Below are 15,819 nucleotides of genomic sequence, written 5' to 3' on the forward strand. Positions count from 1 at the left end.
GTCCTGCGGATCAGAAGGGAGGCAAAGCCTAACCCGTCTTGGCTTGTTTCGGCAAGTCCGCCGCCAATTGCTCAAGAAACATCGCCAAGGCCACTTCTTCGGCCTTGAGCCCTTTGCGCAGGCGCGGCTTGGGCAACTTGGAGAGTTCGCCGAGGCTGAAATGCTCCAGCACGGCAGGGTGGATGTAACACTTGCGGCACACCGCCGGGGTGTTACCCAGCTGCTTGGCGACATCCTTGACCATCGACACAACATGCCTTTTGGCATCGGATTCGGGCTGCCACTCCAGTTCCCGCAATACGGCCAACGCCATGGCGGTACCGGCCCAGGTGCGGTAATCCTTGGCGGTGAAGTCGGCGCCGGTGAGTTTGTGCAGGTAATCATTCACGTCTTGGGAGCTGACGGTGTGCCGCTCGCCATCCTCATCCAGGTACTGGAACAGGTTCTGGCCCGGCAATTCCAGGCAGCGTTTGACCACTGTCGCGAGTCGCCGGTCCTTAACGCTGATTTGGTGCTCGACACCGCTCTTGCCGCGAAACTGGAACTTGATTTCGCTGCCTTTTACATCCACATGACGGGTGCGCAGGGTGGTCAGCCCATAGGACTTGTTGTCGCGGGCATACTGGGTATTACCGACGCGGATCAGCGTAGCGTCCAGCAGCGTCACCACGGTGGCCAGCACCTTTTCGCGGGTAAATCCGGGCTCGGCTATTTGCGCTTCGAGCTGTTTGCGCAATTTCGGCAGTGCACTGCCGAATTCCTGCAGCCGCGAATACTTGTCCGTGTCCCGCACTTCGCGCCAACGCGCGTGATAGCGATACTGTTTGCGCCCGCGTGCATCGCGGCCGGTAGCTTGCAGATGGCCGCGCGGGTCGGCGCAGATCCACACATCGGTGTAGGCCGGCGGGACGGCAAGGGCGTTGAGGCGCTTGATCTCGTCGGCATCCGTGATGCGTTCGCCCTTGGGGTCGAAATACTGGAACTTGCCGCGCAGCGTCTTGCGGCGGATGCCGGGCTGGGTGTCGTCAACGTAATGCAGGTCGCGGGGCAGCGCAGAGTCGGACATGGGGCGGGTTCCTTGGCAACAAATCAGGCCGGTATGTCTGATGGACCGCAGCGGTGTGCGGTCGTGCCAAAAGGTTGCTTACGCCAACACCGCGACGGCCTTGATCTGTGCCCAGAGTCTCTGGCCGGGCTGCAGTTGCAGTTGGTCGCGGGAGAAACGCGTGATGCGCGCCAGCAACGGCGTGCCACCCGCGTCCAGGCGCACCAGCACATGCGCGCTGTTGTCTGCCGAAATCTCTTGCGTGACCGTAACCGGCAGGCGGTTGAGGATGCTGCTGTGTTCCTCCGCTTGCAGGCTGAGGCTCACATCCCGCGCCTGCACCTTGATACGCAACGCTTTGCCCACCGCCAACGGCGCATGGGCTACACGCATGTGCAAGGCGCTGGCGGGCAGTTGCAGGGTGAGCAACTGATAGTGATCGTCATAGGCACTGACCGCGCCGTTGATCACCACGCCGGCATCGTCGCCCAGCGCCAGGGGCAGGTCGAGCCGCGCCAGGGTTTCGCCGATGGGGCCGCTGGCCAGGGCCTTGCCGTCGCTGAGCAAGACGATGTGATCGGCCAGGCGCGCCACTTCATCCTGGGCATGGCTGACATACAGCACCGGGATATCCAGTTCATCGTGCAGGCGTTCGAGGTACGGCAGGATCTCGCTTTTGCGCTGGCTATCGAGGGCGGCCAGGGGTTCGTCCATCAACAACAGACTGGGGCTGGTGAGCAAGGCGCGGGCGATGCCGATGCGCTGGCGCTCACCGCCGGAAAGGTGCTGGGGATGGCGGTCGAGCAGGTGGCCGATGCCCAGCAACTCGGTGGCATGGGCCATATCCACACGGCGCTGCTGACGGGGAATGCGCTTGAGGCCGAACTCCAGGTTGGCCCGCACCGACAGATGAGGGAACAGGCTGGCCTCCTGAAACACGTAGCCCAGGCCGCGTTTATGGGGCGGTACGAACAATCCGTTGCGGCTGTCTTGCCAGACTTCATCATTGATCTGGACAAAGCCGTCTTCGGCGCGCTCCAGCCCGGCGATACAGCGCAGGCAGGTGGTCTTGCCGGAACCGGAATGCCCGTACAGCGCCGTCACACCGCGACCGGGCAAGTGCAGGTCGACCTCCAGGGCAAAACCCGAATACTTGAGTTGCAGACGTACATCAATCATCGACATCAACTCCAGCCCAGCTTGGTTTTACGGCTGGAATACAGCGCCAGCAACACCAGGAACGCGAACACCACCATGGAGCCGGCCAGCCAATGGGCCTGGGCATATTCCATGGCTTCCACATGGTCGTAGATCTGCACGGACACCACCCGGGTCTTGTCCGGGATATTGCCGCCGATCATCAGCACCACGCCGAACTCACCCACGGTGTGCGCAAAACCCAGGATGGAGGCGGTGATAAACCCTGGCCGCGCCAGGGGCAAAATGACGGTGAAGAACGTGTCCCAAGGATTGGCACGCAAGGTTGCGGCCACTTCCAGCGGGCGTGTGCCGATGGCGGAGAAGGCGTTTTGCAACGGCTGCACCACAAACGGCATCGAATAGATCACCGAGCCAATGACCAACCCGGCGAAGCTGAAGGTGAGGGTGCCCAGGCCCAGCCATTGGGTGAACTGGCCGAAGTAGCCATTGGGCCCCATGGTCAACAGCAGGTAAAAACCGATCACCGTCGGTGGCAACACCAATGGCAGAGCGACGATGGCGCCAATGGGGCCGCGCCACCAGGATCGGGTGCGCGACAACCACAGGGCTATCGGAGTGCCGATGATCAACAGGATCACGGTAGTCAGTGACGCCAGTTTGATGGTCAACCAGATGGCGGAAAAATCGGCACTCGATAACGGCATTTACTTGGCCAGCTCGTAACCATAGGACTTGATGACAGCAGCGGCCTTAGGCCCCTTGAGGTAGTCGACCAGCGCCTTGGCAGCGGCGCTGTCCTTGCCCTTGTTGAGGATCACCGCGTCTTGTTTGATCGGGTCATGCATGGCGGCGGGAACGATCCACGCCGAACCGCTGGTGACTTTGCCGTCTTTATAGATCTGCGACAAGGCCACGAAGCCCAGCTCAGCGTTGCCGGTGGACACGAACTGGTAGGCCTGGGTGATGTTCTGGCCTTCGACGATCTTGTCTTTGACCTTCTCGGTCAAACCTTCCTTGGCCAGCACTTGGGTGGCGGCGAGGCCGTAAGGCGCGGCTTTCGGGTTGGCGATCGACAGGTGCTTGAACGCGTTTTTCTTCAGCACCTCGCCTTTGGCGTCGACATAACCTTCCTTGGCCGACCACAGCGCCAGGGTGCCGACGGCGTAGGTGAAGCGCGAGCCTTTGACGGTGTCGCCTTCGGTTTCAAGTTTTTGCGGCGTGGTGTCGTCGGCGCTCAGGAAGACTTCGAACGGCGCACCATTCTTGATCTGGGTGTAGAACTGGCCGGTGGCACCGTAGGCTGCGACCAGTTTGTGGCCGGTGTCTTTTTCGAAGTCGGCGGCAATCGCCTGGATCGGTGCGGTGAAGTTGGCGGCGACGGCCACCTGGACTTCATCGGCATGGGCCGAACCGAAGGCGAGGGCAGCGACCAGGCTGGCCAGGCGTGCGGCGTGAATCTTCATGAAGCAGCTCCTTTGAGGGTGTACGGCTTGTTATAGGTAGAAGGCTTAACCGCTATGTATGGGAATATATAGCGGTTGGCCATTGCCGGTACAGTGCAAAGTTGCCACAGGTTCTACGGGTTGAGTTTGGCCAAGGCCTGCTCCGCCAGTTCGCGCGTCAGGTCATAGGTGGTGGTGTCTTTGCCCAGGCGCAGCGCCTGGCCGGACCATAAATTGCTGAAGCCCGCTTCATCCTTGGCCTTGAGCGGGATCAATGCGCCGCCGGAGGTCGGGAATGCCGGGGCGGCTGGGTTGATTGCACCCAACTCCCGCATCACCCGGTTGACAATGCCCCGTGCCGGACGACCGGTAAACAGGTTGGTCAGCGCGGTTTCGCTGGCCTGGGCATGGCGCAATGCGTGGTGGTGCGAAGGCGTGACATTGGCTTCAGGCGTAAACAGGTAAGCCGTGCCGATCTGTACCGCCGAGGCGCCCAGGGCAAAGGCCGCGACAATCCCGCGTGCATCGCCGATCCCGCCGGCGGCAATCACCGGCACGCTGACGGCGTCGACCACTTGCGGCAGCAAGGCGAACAGGCCGATCTGGGTATTGAGGTCATCGCTGAGAAACAAGCCACGATGCCCGCCAGCTTCACTGCCCATGGCGATGATCGCATCGCAGCCGTGCTGCTCCAGCCAGATTGCTTCTTCCACGGTGGTGGCCGAGGACAGCACTTTCGCCCCCGTGGCTTTTACCCGATCCAACAGGGCTTTTTCTGGCAGGCCGAAGTGAAAACTGACGACTTCGGGACGGAATTCCTCGATGACTTGGCAAGCCGCTTCATTAAACGGTTCGCGGTTGGACACGGGCGTCGGCGCCTCAAAATCGGCACCCAATTCACGGTAGTAGGGTTCCAGCAAGTCCTTCCAGCGCCGATCACGCGCTGCGTCGGGGGCTGGAGGCTGGTGGCAGAAGAAGTTGACGTTGATCGGGCGTGGGCTGGCCTCACGGATGGCGGCCAGCGCTTCGCGCAGTTGCGCGAGACTCAGTGCGGCCGCCGGCAATGAGCCCAGCGCGCCAGCTCTATTGGCCTCAATGACCATGGCCGTGGTGGTGCCCACGGCCATGGGCGCCTGGATGATCGGCAGTTCGATCCCCAGCAGGTCGATAATGCGGGTGTCTGGCCAGGTGCTCATGGGATGTCTCTCCAGCGTTAGTGAGGCTTTGCCCTGTTTTAACAGGGCCCATGACACCCGGCCACTCTGTTTTATTCACTGGACGAACGGCACGTTCCGTGATGCGCCATTAGTTGATGGCGTTTCCCAGCACCGCGTGAATCCGCTCGGCGATATGGGCCGCATGGGTTTCCAGGGCGAAGTGGCCAGTGTCGAGCAGTTCCACCACGGCGTTCGGGTTGTCGGTTTGATAGGCGTGTGCACCCGGCGGGATGAAGAACGGATCGTTCTGGCCCCAGATCACCAGTGTTGGCACTTGCTTGGCCTTGAAGAAGGCCTGGAACGCCGGGTACAGCGTCAGGTTGTTGCGGTAGTCGAGGAACAGGTCCAGCTGGATCTCGTCGTTGCCGGGTCGCTGCATGAGCAGTACGTCGAGCATGTAGGACTCTGGTGCCACCAACTCGGGTTGATTCACGCCGTGCAGGTACTGGTAGCGCGTGCCTTCCAGGCTGATCACCGCGTTGCGGATCACCTCGCGGTTGGCCTGGCTTGGTTCGGCCCAGTAGGCGCGAATCGGTGCCCAGGCGTCCCCCAGACCTTCCAGGTAGGCGTTACCGTTTTGCGAAACCAGCGCGCTGACCCGTTCCGGGTACGCCACTGCCAGGCGTAGACCTACCGGTGCGCCATAGTCGAAGACGTACAGCGCGTAACGCGTCAATTCCAGCGCATCGACAAAATGTCCGACGGTGATCGCCAGGTTATCGAAGCTGTAGTGGTAGTCGCGCTCGGCAGGCACTTCGGTAAAGCCGAAACCCGGCAAATCCGGCGCGATCACCCGAAAGCGCGTGGCGAGTAAGGGGATCAGATCGCGGTACATGTGCGACGAACTGGGGAAACCGTGCAGCAGCAAGATGACCGGCGCCGAGGGGTCGCCGGCTTCGCGGTAGGACATGCGTACGCCGTCGGCATCGACATGGCGGTAGTGAACGACGGAGGTTGGAAGGGTCATGATGAAGTCACCTTTGTAACTTGATTGGATTGATATACGGGTTACCTTCTTCAAAAGCTGCGCTGAAAAAAGTAACCTGTCAAACTATTTATAACGGTTTCAAATTTGTGTCGTGTAACTATCCGCGTGACTAGATAGCGGTTACTATGTCTGCGCCCTGAAGAGGAATGACCATGACTATCCCAGCCTCCCTTGAACCTTATGTACTCGCCGACGACCCGGTGCTGGACATGCTCAACACGCGCGCCAATGTCGACGCCCAACCGCATGACTTCTGGCAGTCCGATGCCGACGTCGAGCGTTGGCTGGTGCGCCTGGGGTGGGTTGAGGAGGGGCAGGTGCCTGTGTTTGAAGCGGGCGCATTGCTCCGGGTGGGCCGTGAGCTGCGCGAGGTGATCCGTGTGTTGCTGGAAGCGCGCAAGGAAGGAGCGCAGGGCGATCCCGCCGCACTGAATGGCTTTTTGCGCAAGGCCGTCAGCCATCCGCAGTTGGCTTGGCCGGCGTCGGGTGAGTTACGCGTTGAGCGTCAGCGCAAGCTGCAAACCCCGGAGCAATTTCTCTCGATGATTGCTGAAGCCGCAGCGCGTTTGCTGGTGGACGGGGATTTCAACCTGATCCGCACCTGCGAACATCCCGAATGCGTGTTGTGGTTCTACGATCGCACCAAGGCCCATAAGCGCCGTTGGTGCAGCATGGCGCTGTGTGGCAACCGGCATAAAGTCGCCGAGTTTCGCAAGCGCAAGCTGGGTTAAGCCTTGCGCTCGCGCTCCAGCAACTGCTGCTTACGTTCCACGCCCCAACGATAGCCCGACAGGTCGCCATTGCTGCGCACCACACGGTGGCAGGGAATCGCAACCGCGAGGCTGTTCGCGCCACACGCTTGAGCCACCGCGCGGAACGATTTCGGCGCGCCAATCCGCTCTGCGATCTGCGCGTAACTGGCCGTGCTCCCCGTTGGAATTTCGCGCAAGGCTTGCCACACCCGTTCCTGAAATGCCGTGCCGCGCAGATCCAGGGGCAGGTCCAGGCCGAGCGCAGGTGCTTCGATAAACCCCACGACCTGTGCCACCAACTGCTCGAAGCGCTGGTCGGCGCCTACCAGTTCGGCTTTGGGAAACTGATCCTGCAGATCGCGCACCAATTGGCCGGGATCGTCCCCCAGCAGAATCGCGCAGACGCCACGGGCGCTCTGCGCCACCAGGATCGCCCCCAATGAACACTGCCCGACAGCGAACAAGATCGCCGTGTTAGTGCCGCCAGCTTTGTAGTCGCTGGGTTTCATGCCGAGGAGCTGGTCGGCCGATTCATAAAAGCGGCTATTGGAATTGAAGCCGGCGTCATACAACGCGTCCGTTACCGAGTGCGAGCTTTTGAGCCCATCGCGTACCTTGCGCGAACGGTGCGCGGTGGCATAGCCCTTAGGCGTCAGGCCGGTGACGGTTTTGAACACGCGGTGAAAGTGGAAAGGGCTCAGGTTGGCCTGGGCGGCCAGCGCACTCAGGCTGGGCGGCGTCTCGGCTTGTTCGATATGTCGGCAGGCTTGAGCCACCAATTGCGCGTGGTGCGCAACCAGCAGAGTCTGGTCTCCCGCTGCACGTTTGCTGGCGCGATAACCGGCGGCTTCGGCCTGCACCGGGGTGTCGAAGAACTCGATGTTTTCCGGGCGCGGTAAACGTGAGGCGCTGCTGGGGCGGCAGTACACGCCAGTGGTCTTCACACCGTAGACGAACAGCGCATCAGCCTTGGGGTCGCGGGCGAGGATGGCCGCCCAGCGTGGGTCTTGTTCGGTTGTCATGCTTGGCACTCTTGACGGATTCCGTTCAGATTAATCGCGCCGCGCCTACCTGGCACTCTGAAGCTTGCGGTCAAATCAACCGGCAGTGCGAAACGTGAGGTTGATGCGTTGCGGCCCCATGACCGGATGCACACCGTCCTTGATCGGCATCACTCCGTGGAAGCGCAGGCGATCCACGCCGCCCCAGACCACTACGTCGCCATGGAGCAGTGAGACTTTCCGGGTTTTGTCACTGCGTTCGTGTCCACCAAACAGGAAAATCGCCGGCAGGCCAAGCGACACAGATACAACCGGTTCGCTATAGCGGCGTTCGTTTTTGTCCTGGTGCAGGGACATTTTGGCGCCGGGCACATAGCGGTTGATCAGGCAAGCATCAGGGGCAAAGTCGGGAAAACCGGCCTCTGCCGCCGCGTGCACCGCCAATTGACGCAAGACCTCTGGCATCTTCGGCCACGGCTGCTGGCTGCGCGGGTCGAGTGGCGAGTAGCGGTAGCCGGACGTGTCAGTGGTCCAGCCCAGGTCGCCGCAACTGCTCAAAGCCGCCGACATGGTAAAGCCGCCGGGTGTGACCATTTGTCGAAACGGTGATTGAGCCAGCACCCGCCGCAGCTCCGGCAGGAGGCGCTCAATCCAGGGCAGGGCGTAGCCCCTTAATACGTAGGACTGTTCGCCAATTTGCTCACGCCCTGCGGGTTGTTGCAGGGCGTCGTCGGCGAACAGGTCAGCGGTGGGGCCGGGCATCGGCTTACAGCGCCTTGCTCACATTGATGTCGGTGATTTCATCACTGGCATCGTGAATTTTCGCCAGGGCTTGCTTGGCTTCTTCCACGCTGTTGGTCTGCAGTTGGGCGAACTCAAAGCGGCGTTCGCCGTTAAGCTTGTACTTGATCACGTATTTGGTAGTGGTGTTCACGGCTATTTCCTGTGAAGTGTGCGGATCAGCTCAGCTTGGAGCTGGTACGACGCACAATGCGGATCTTGTGGGACAACGCGGGTTTGCGGGTGACGCTGATTGCGCGACGCGTGACTACGTCCAGCGTGATGTTCCAGAACCCGGTGCTCGGCGCAGTGATTTTGGCGGGGAACTTGTCGAAGGCGCCGCCGTGATAGGTGTGACGGCCGCCATTCTTGAAGCTGCGAAAATTCGCATCGCTCATCAGGCGGATATTACAAGTCTGAGAGCATTCGATGACGACAATGTCGCCCTCGTTGAGGTGCTCACGCTGGTGGATGAATTTCATGGGTGGAGACTCCAGAAGGGCTTTTTCTGAAAAATCAGAACGATACGTAGGTTAAGATGGAGTTTATCAGCCCCAGCGTGTTTATTATCGGCCCGTCTTCAACGACGTCGACAATTTAAAACAGTTATTTACCGAGTTATCAGGGATAAATCCTACGTGGGCGGGAGAAAATTACCATCTCCGCTGTCGTAGGGTCTTTATCGGAGGTTTTAGTATGAAATGGAGTGTGTTGGTTCTGGCCCTGGCGATTGGTGGGTGTGCTTCGGTTGCAGATATCAAGCAGACCCCTCCGACCTTGGCAGTGATTTCCGGTAAAAAACCGAAGGAATACGCTGCGTGTGTGGTACAGAAGCTGTCGGCGACTCGCCGGCCACCGCAGATCGAACCGCATAAGGACGGCGGCGTGCAGGTGATTGTGCCGCAGAAATTCTCGGCCGACCCTTCGGCGATCTTCGAGATCGATGAGCGCTCCAGTGGCAGTAGCATCAAGCTTTACGAGAGCATGTCCAATGTGCCGATCCGTCCGGGTGACGTGAAGAAGGCCGGCGAGGACTGCATTTCCGGCTGATCTGGCCTGTTCAACCCAGCGACTTCCAATCCGATATAAAAGCCTGGCCGCGTAAGCGTAAAGCCAGGCTTTTTTTTGCGCTGCGTTTTTGGAGTTGTCGCGACGGGGTCATTCCCCTACCATTTGTAGGCTTATGCCGTAAGAGTCTAAGCATATAACTATAAAATGGAGCCGTGATGATGTCTCTGGAACGAGTACTGATGGGCAGTGCGCTGATGTTGCTATTGGGCAATGCCCACGCGCTGGAGGGGAGGAAGATCTTTGCCGAGGGCGGTTCGCAGCCGGGTGCCATGCCCTGTGTAGCCTGTCATGGTGCCGATGGCGCGGGGATGGCCGCAGCAGGCTTTCCCCGGTTAGCGGGTTTGCCCGCGCCGTATGTGCGTAAACAACTGGAGGATTTCAAAGGTGGCAGCCGTTCAAATCCCGTGATGCAGCCGGTGGCGAACGCCCTCACGGACGCCGAAATCGAGGCGGTCAGCCAGGCGCTGGCGGCAATGCCGGGGCCTGTTCCACAGGCGATCTATCGCGGCGATATGCCGCTCAATGCTGCACAAAAGCTCGCACAACAAGGCGCCTGGGAACGGCAGATTCCGGCCTGTGCCAGTTGCCATGGCCCAGCAGGGACGGGGGTCGGTGACGCATTCCCGCCCCTGGCCGGCCAACCCGCCGCTTACCTGGCAGCGCAATTGACGGCTTGGCAAAATGGCACCCGCCACAATGATCCGAATGACTTGATGGGGCACATCGCTAAGTCCCTCACGGCAGAAGAAGTGCAGGGCGTGGCCCAGTATTTCGCTTCGCTGAAACTGGAGGCCAAGCCATGAGTCCGTTGATATTAGCCTTGGGCCTATTGGCTGTTCCCTCGGCTAACGCCGCCACGATCGCCATGGAAGACCAATCACAGTTGCAACCCGCCAGCCACGCTGCGGCCAGCCAATTCCGGCCGCCTCAAGAAAGCGAACTGCCCGACAATGCTTACGGTAAGCTGGTGAAAGAGGGGTATGCGTTGTTCGTGGATACTCAGCGACTGGCGCCGAAATATGTCGGTAACGGACTCAACTGCAGCAACTGCCACCTGGACCAGGGCCGCCTCGCCAACTCGGCGCCACTGTGGGCTGCGTACCCGATGTACCCGGCCTATCGGAAGAAAAACGACAAGGTCAATACCTTTGCCGAGCGATTGCAGGGCTGTTTCCAGTTCAGTATGAACGGCGGCACACCCCCGGCCGCAGATAGCTCTGAGATCACCGCGCTTTCGGTGTATGCCTACTGGCTGGCGAGCAAGGCACCGCTGGGTGTCGAGTTGCCTGGTCGTGGCTACCCAGACGTTGCGCAACCGGCCAAGGGTTATAAGCTGGCTCAGGGTGCCCAGGTGTACCAGGAGCAGTGCGCGGTCTGCCACGGCGGCGAAGGGCAGGGCCAAAAGGTCGGTGAGCACTATGTGATGCCACCGCTGTGGGGCAAGGATTCCTACAATTGGGGCGCCGGCATGCACCGCATCAATACGGCGGCGTCCTTCATCAAACATAACATGCCGCTGGGCAAGGGCGGCAGCTTGAGCGACCAGCAAGCCTGGGATGTTGCAGCCTATGTCAACAGCCATGAGCGGCCGCAGGATCCGCGATTGGTTGACGGTTCCGTGGAGAAAACCCGGGTCAAGTTCCACGCCAACGATGGCGTCAATCTCTACGGCCAAAACGTAGAAGGCGTGCTGATCGGGCAGGGCATCCGTTAAACTGTTACCCGATCAATGCAAAAATGCCGCGCAAACCCTCGGTTTGTGCGGCATCTGCCTTTTTGGGAAGTCTTTCATGAAGCGTGAACACGTCAGGGCTCGCCAGGCCGAAGGCCAGATATCGGCCACTCACATCATCCAGAACCCGGCCGATCTTGGGGAGTGGATCGTATTCTTCAAGAAAAGCGGCGGCCGCAGTTTTTTCCTGGTGGACGATCAGGATGAAGTCGAGTCGTTCGCGCGCCTGGATGACCTGGTGGAGACCATCCGCAGCCTGGGCATCAAGTTTGCCGACATTCAGTTGTAAGCCTCAAGCTTACTTGCAGACCACCACTACACTACGACTCTTGTAGTTGCCCACGTCCTGCCCCAGGGTCTTGTCGCTTTCCTTGAGCGACGGCGTGCCTTCGGTACCGACGATGCGGTAGCCGGTGCCGGCACACGAGGCATCAGCCTTTTCGTAGCAGCTGGCCCAGGAATTGGCTTCGCCTGAGCAATCGATGGTCAGACCTTGTTCACCGTTTTTCAGGTAGACGTCAGAAGTGGTGGTGCAGCCGGCGAGCGCCAGTACCGCAGTCAGTGCCAGAATCTTGTTCATGTGTGTTCATCATCGAGGGTGTTGGAAGGGCGCTGACACTGTCGTGGGGCGTTTCGGCGAGATTATAGCGAACTGCCATGTACGTACAGACAAACACTAAAAAGCCCCGGTCAAACGGGGCTTTTGCGCAGCGCTTGGACGCTTACTTGCCCTTCGGCCGCTTGCTCGATGCGTGGCCCGCTTCATCCACAAACACTTCAGCTACCGCGATAGCCTGGCTTTCGGTCGGGAATACCCCGGCGACGCTGTCACCGTGGAAGTTGATCAAGTGCCAACCGTCCGCTCGCTGTGTGATCAGGTAGCCGTTCACGCCTTTTGGTTCTGACATCTATCAAGTATCTCGTGGTGTGGTTCAAGGGCCTTATGATAGCGCCAAATGCAGCGATTCAGCGCAAGTTATTCCAGGTCAGTGTTCCGGTTGCAAAAGCGTGCTAAAAAGAGTGCAGCCCTTTGAAACATTGAGGTGCAGCCGTTTTTTGCCGTGGCGGTGGGAGCGCGGTCCATAAGGCCAGCGGAACTTACGCCGAGATTTTTTCTCTATGATGACATCGCAACGCCAGCAGGACCCATTGTAAGGTGACTGCGGCCTGATTAGACTGCGCCGAATTCCGTACGCACAGCCCTTTGTAAGGACTCATATGATCAAGAAATGCTTGTTCCCAGCAGCCGGTTACGGCACTCGCTTCTTGCCAGCGACCAAAGCCATGCCCAAAGAGATGCTGCCGGTGGTGAACAAGCCACTGATTCAGTACGGCGTCGAAGAGGCACTGGATGCCGGCCTGAACGAAATTTCCATCGTCACCGGCCGCGGTAAGCGCGCCCTGGAAGACCACTTCGACATCAGCTATGAGCTGGAAAACCAGATCAAGGGCACCGACAAGGAAAAATACCTGGTCGGCATCCGCAAGCTGCTCGACGAGTGCTCGTTCTCCTACACCCGTCAGACCCAGATGAAAGGCCTCGGCCACGCGATCCTGACCGGTCGCCCGCTGATCGGTGACGAACCGTTCGCCGTGGTGCTGGCGGATGACCTGTGCGTGAACCTGGAAGGCGACGGTGTGTTGACCCAGATGGTCAAGCTCTACCAGAAATACCGCTGCACCATCGTTGCGGTGATGGAAGTGAACCCGACCGAAACCAACAAGTACGGCGTTATCGCCGGCGACGACATTGGGGATGGCTTGATCCGCGTGCGTGACATGGTTGAAAAACCGGCACCGGAAGACGCACCTTCCAACCTGGCGATCATCGGTCGCTACATCCTGACCCCGGATATCTTCAAGCTGATCGAAGAAACCGAGCCAGGCAAAGGCGGCGAAATCCAGATCACCGACGCCCTGTTGAAGCAAGCCAAAGACGGTTGCGTGATTGCCTACAAGTTCAAGGGCCAGCGCTTCGACTGCGGCGGCGCTGAAGGCTACATCGAAGCGACCAACTTCTGCTACGAGCACTTCTACAAGACTGGCAAGGCTTACTGATTCAAGCTGTAAGCGTGCCGGTCCAAAAAAGCCACCTTCGGGTGGCTTTTTCGTTTTTCAGCCCCATGTAAGTCGGTATGCTGATGTCCTGCCGAGGAGAGTGAAATGGCCTACGATTTTGACCTGTATGTGATTGGCGCCGGTTCCGGCGGTGTTCGTGCGGCGCGTTTTGCCGCAGGCTTTGGTGTCAAGGTGGCCGTGGCGGAAAGCCGCTACCTGGGTGGCACTTGCGTCAACGTCGGCTGCGTGCCGAAGAAACTGTTGGTGTACGGCGCACACTTTGCCGAAGATTTTGAGCAGGCCAGTGGATTTGGCTGGTCGCTGGGTGAGGCGAATTTTGATTGGGCCACCCTGATCGCCAACAAAGATCGTGAAATCAACCGCCTGAACGGCATTTACCGCAACCTGCTGGTCAATAGCGGCGTGACCCTGCATGAGGGGCACGCTCGCCTGGTGGATGCGCATCAGGTCGAAATCAACGGCGAGCGCTTTACCGCCAAACACATCCTGATCGCAACGGGTGGCTGGCCGCAGATTCCGGAAATTCCGGGCCGTGAACATGCCATTGGTTCCAATGAAGCGTTTTTCCTCAAAGAGTTGCCCAAGCGTGTATTGGTTGTCGGTGGTGGCTACATTGCCGTCGAGTTCGCGGGGATCTTCCATGGCCTGGGTGCACAGACAACCCTGCTGTATCGCGGTGACTTGTTCCTGCGTGGTTTTGACGGTTCGGTGCGTACGCACCTGAAGGAAGAGCTGACCAAGCGTGGCCTGGACCTGCAATTCAATGCAGACATCGAGCGCATCGACAAGCAAGCGGATGGCAGCCTCAAGGCCACGCTGAAAGATGGTCGCGTGTTGGAAGCGGACTGTGTGTTCTACGCCACTGGCCGCCGTCCGATGCTGGACAACCTTGGCCTGGAGAACACAGGCGTGAAACTCGACAAGCGTGGCTTCGTCGAAGTGGACGATCTGTATCAGACCGCTGAGTCGTCGATCCTGGCCATCGGCGACGTAATCGGGCGCGTGCAGCTGACACCGGTTGCGTTGGCTGAAGGCATGGCCGTGGCGCGTCGCCTGTTCAAGCCTGAGCAATATCGTCCGGTGGATTACGCCATGATTCCGACGGCGGTGTTCAGTCTGCCGAACATTGGTACTGTTGGCCTGACCGAGGAGGAAGCGAAAGAGAAGGGTCATAAGGTGCAGATCTTCGAAAGCCGTTTCCGGCCAATGAAGCTGACCCTGACTGAGTGCCAGGAAAAAACCCTGATGAAGCTAGTGGTCGACGCTGATACCGACCAAGTGCTGGGTTGTCACATGGTCGGTCCGGATGCCGGCGAGATCGTCCAGGGCTTGGCGATCGCGCTCAAGGCGGGCGCGACCAAGCAGCATTTCGATGACACCATCGGTGTGCACCCTACGGCGGCGGAAGAGTTCGTCACCATGCGCACGCCTGTGGCAGGCTGATCAGCTCTCGGGTGTTGCCTCTGGCGCCGTCGCAACGGCGGCTGCCAGGCGCAATGCCTCGATACTGGCCTGGGTTTTGATCAGTTCCAATTCCAGGGTTTTGTTGGATTGTTGATGTTCAGTCAACGCTTCCTGGCGTGACTGGCTCTCCAGCACCGCAACGCGCAGACGCTCCTGAAGCAGGGTGCGCTCGCTGTCAATCAGGCTCACCTGTTCGCTCAGCTTGAGCTGCTGGGCCTGGTCTTTGCGGGATTGTTCCTGCAGCGCCGTCAACTCTTTCGATGTCACTCGATGTTCAATCAGCAGTCGCTCATTGTCGCGGTGCAGTTGGGTGATTTCATCCTGGCGCACCATGGCGCTCTGCTGGGCTTGGCGCAACTCGGCTTGGATCTGTTGCAGTTGCCCTTCGTGACGACGCTGTTCCTGTTCACGCTGCTCCTTGATCGCATTACGGTAATGCTCCAAGGCATCCCTTGCGTGCAGGTGCTTTTCTTCCAGCGAGCGAATCTGTTCGTCCTTATCGTTGATCCGTAATTCGTAATCACTGCACGCCTGGCTCAGCCCGGCGTTACGGGTTTGTTCGGTCTGCAGGCTCGTGCTGGCGGTTTGCAGGGCCGCGCTTTCTTCTGCCAGGGCGGCGGCCTGGATATCAAATTGTTGCTTGAGTTGGCCGTGTGCTTCCTCAAGGGCTTCCAGTTGGGCGAGCAGGGCGGCTTTCTGTTGCTCGAACTGCGCCAGGGCCAGGTCGATAGGCTCCTGGGCTTTCTCCTTCAAGCGTTGCGCCAGGCGCGCTACCAGTTCACCAAGCTCGTCGTCGATGGGCGCCTCGGTGATGGTGGCTCGGCTTTCGCTCTCATCCAGCTCCTTCAGATAGCGATGAATCGTGGTTTTCGAGCCGGTATTGCCCATTTCGATGCGTACGGCATCGATGCTGGGGTTTTCGCCGCGGGCGAGGATCGCCAGGCGTGCCGTTTGAACTACTGCTTTGTTAATGCCGCCGCGAGCCATGGGGTCTCCGTCGATTTCGTAATGTGGTATGTATTATGTATATACATACAATATCACAAATAAAAATTCGTTTAAATTCACAATTTAACAGATGGGATAT

20 protein-coding genes are annotated in these 15,819 nt (G+C 59.4%); 7 read left to right on the forward strand and 13 right to left on the reverse strand.

Annotated features, from left to right (window positions below; all coding sequences use genetic code 11):
• Positions 1–28: 28 nt before the first annotated feature.
• The 6 genes from WH299_RS14750 to WH299_RS14775 form a co-directional block, all read right to left on the reverse strand.
• A complete protein-coding gene (locus tag WH299_RS14750; protein ID WP_126570315.1) occupies positions 29–1,066 on the reverse strand; it encodes a DNA topoisomerase IB in 1,038 nt (345 codons plus the stop codon).
• A 78-nt stretch (positions 1,067–1,144) separates the two neighbouring features.
• Positions 1,145–2,224 (reverse strand): molybdenum ABC transporter ATP-binding protein, encoded by a 1,080-nt coding sequence (gene modC, locus WH299_RS14755; protein ID WP_126570314.1) that lies wholly within the window; start codon positions 2,222–2,224, stop codon positions 1,145–1,147.
• A 5-nt stretch (positions 2,225–2,229) separates the two neighbouring features.
• Entirely contained in the window at positions 2,230–2,910 is a 681-nt protein-coding gene (modB, locus tag WH299_RS14760; protein WP_123477556.1) for a molybdate ABC transporter permease subunit, read from the reverse strand.
• Positions 2,911–3,669, reverse strand: coding sequence for a molybdate ABC transporter substrate-binding protein (gene modA / locus WH299_RS14765; RefSeq protein ID WP_339497737.1), 759 nt, complete (start codon positions 3,667–3,669; stop codon positions 2,911–2,913).
• 113 nt (positions 3,670–3,782) lie between these two features.
• Entirely contained in the window at positions 3,783–4,844 is a 1,062-nt protein-coding gene (locus WH299_RS14770) for an NAD(P)H-dependent flavin oxidoreductase (protein WP_028616227.1), read from the reverse strand.
• Between the two features lie 109 nt (positions 4,845–4,953).
• Complete coding sequence (locus WH299_RS14775; RefSeq protein WP_339550633.1) at positions 4,954–5,832, reverse strand: alpha/beta fold hydrolase; 879 nt, start codon at positions 5,830–5,832, stop codon at positions 4,954–4,956.
• A 173-nt stretch (positions 5,833–6,005) separates the two neighbouring features.
• Between WH299_RS14775 and WH299_RS14780 the strand changes: the two genes are divergently transcribed.
• Positions 6,006–6,584 (forward strand): CGNR zinc finger domain-containing protein, encoded by a 579-nt coding sequence (locus WH299_RS14780; RefSeq protein ID WP_123477550.1) that lies wholly within the window; start codon positions 6,006–6,008, stop codon positions 6,582–6,584.
• Here the strand turns inward: WH299_RS14780 and ada are convergent.
• The 4 genes from ada to WH299_RS14800 all read right to left on the reverse strand — a co-directional run bounded on the left by ada (position 6,581) and on the right by WH299_RS14800 (position 8,868).
• Positions 6,581–7,627, reverse strand: coding sequence for a bifunctional DNA-binding transcriptional regulator/O6-methylguanine-DNA methyltransferase Ada (gene ada / locus WH299_RS14785; RefSeq protein WP_122727136.1), 1,047 nt, complete (start codon positions 7,625–7,627; stop codon positions 6,581–6,583). The genes WH299_RS14780 and ada overlap by 4 nt on opposite strands.
• Positions 7,628–7,702: 75 nt before the next feature.
• Entirely contained in the window at positions 7,703–8,368 is a 666-nt protein-coding gene (gene alkB / locus WH299_RS14790; protein ID WP_339550636.1) for a DNA oxidative demethylase AlkB, read from the reverse strand.
• Between the two features lie 4 nt (positions 8,369–8,372).
• A complete protein-coding gene (locus WH299_RS14795) occupies positions 8,373–8,540 on the reverse strand; it encodes a hypothetical protein (protein WP_016974793.1) in 168 nt (55 codons plus the stop codon).
• A gap of 25 nt (positions 8,541–8,565) precedes the next feature.
• On the reverse strand, positions 8,566–8,868 hold the full coding sequence (locus WH299_RS14800) for a DUF1883 domain-containing protein (protein WP_003191319.1): 303 nt from the start codon (positions 8,866–8,868) through the stop codon (positions 8,566–8,568).
• 214 nt (positions 8,869–9,082) lie between these two features.
• On the opposite strand from WH299_RS14800, the gene WH299_RS14805 reads away from it, so the two are divergent.
• From WH299_RS14805 to WH299_RS14820, 4 genes are all read left to right on the forward strand, one after another.
• Positions 9,083–9,436 (forward strand): hypothetical protein, encoded by a 354-nt coding sequence (locus tag WH299_RS14805; protein ID WP_028616222.1) that lies wholly within the window; start codon positions 9,083–9,085, stop codon positions 9,434–9,436.
• 176 nt (positions 9,437–9,612) lie between these two features.
• Positions 9,613–10,260, forward strand: coding sequence for a c-type cytochrome (locus tag WH299_RS14810; protein WP_126570310.1), 648 nt, complete (start codon positions 9,613–9,615; stop codon positions 10,258–10,260).
• Between the two features lie 62 nt (positions 10,261–10,322).
• Positions 10,323–11,171 (forward strand): c-type cytochrome, encoded by an 849-nt coding sequence (locus WH299_RS14815; RefSeq protein WP_445262711.1) that lies wholly within the window; start codon positions 10,323–10,325, stop codon positions 11,169–11,171.
• 76 nt (positions 11,172–11,247) lie between these two features.
• A complete protein-coding gene (locus WH299_RS14820; protein ID WP_068933096.1) occupies positions 11,248–11,478 on the forward strand; it encodes a hypothetical protein in 231 nt (76 codons plus the stop codon).
• A gap of 9 nt (positions 11,479–11,487) precedes the next feature.
• Here the strand turns inward: WH299_RS14820 and WH299_RS14825 are convergent, their stop codons facing one another.
• On the reverse strand, positions 11,488–11,769 hold the full coding sequence (locus WH299_RS14825) for a hypothetical protein (protein WP_016974790.1): 282 nt from the start codon (positions 11,767–11,769) through the stop codon (positions 11,488–11,490).
• Positions 11,770–11,911: 142 nt separating this feature from the next.
• On the reverse strand, positions 11,912–12,097 hold the full coding sequence (locus WH299_RS14830; RefSeq protein WP_028616218.1) for a hypothetical protein: 186 nt from the start codon (positions 12,095–12,097) through the stop codon (positions 11,912–11,914).
• 310 nt (positions 12,098–12,407) lie between these two features.
• Between WH299_RS14830 and galU the strand changes: the two genes are divergently transcribed.
• Positions 12,408–13,247 carry a UTP--glucose-1-phosphate uridylyltransferase GalU gene (galU, locus tag WH299_RS14835; protein WP_003173830.1) on the forward strand — a complete coding sequence of 280 codons (840 nt, stop codon included), beginning with the start codon at positions 12,408–12,410 and terminating at the stop codon, positions 13,245–13,247.
• 105 nt (positions 13,248–13,352) lie between these two features.
• Complete coding sequence (gene gorA, locus WH299_RS14840) at positions 13,353–14,711, forward strand: glutathione-disulfide reductase (RefSeq protein WP_339550639.1); 1,359 nt, start codon at positions 13,353–13,355, stop codon at positions 14,709–14,711.
• Here gorA and WH299_RS14845 read toward each other — a convergent pair whose 3' ends face one another.
• A complete protein-coding gene (locus WH299_RS14845; RefSeq protein ID WP_126570309.1) occupies positions 14,712–15,719 on the reverse strand; it encodes a DNA-binding protein in 1,008 nt (335 codons plus the stop codon).
• Positions 15,720–15,819: the final 100 nt, after the last annotated feature.

Origin of the sequence: Pseudomonas sp. MYb541, from assembly GCF_037479595.1 — a bacterium.
Classification (GTDB): Bacteria; Pseudomonadota; Gammaproteobacteria; order Pseudomonadales; family Pseudomonadaceae; genus Aquipseudomonas; species Aquipseudomonas canadensis.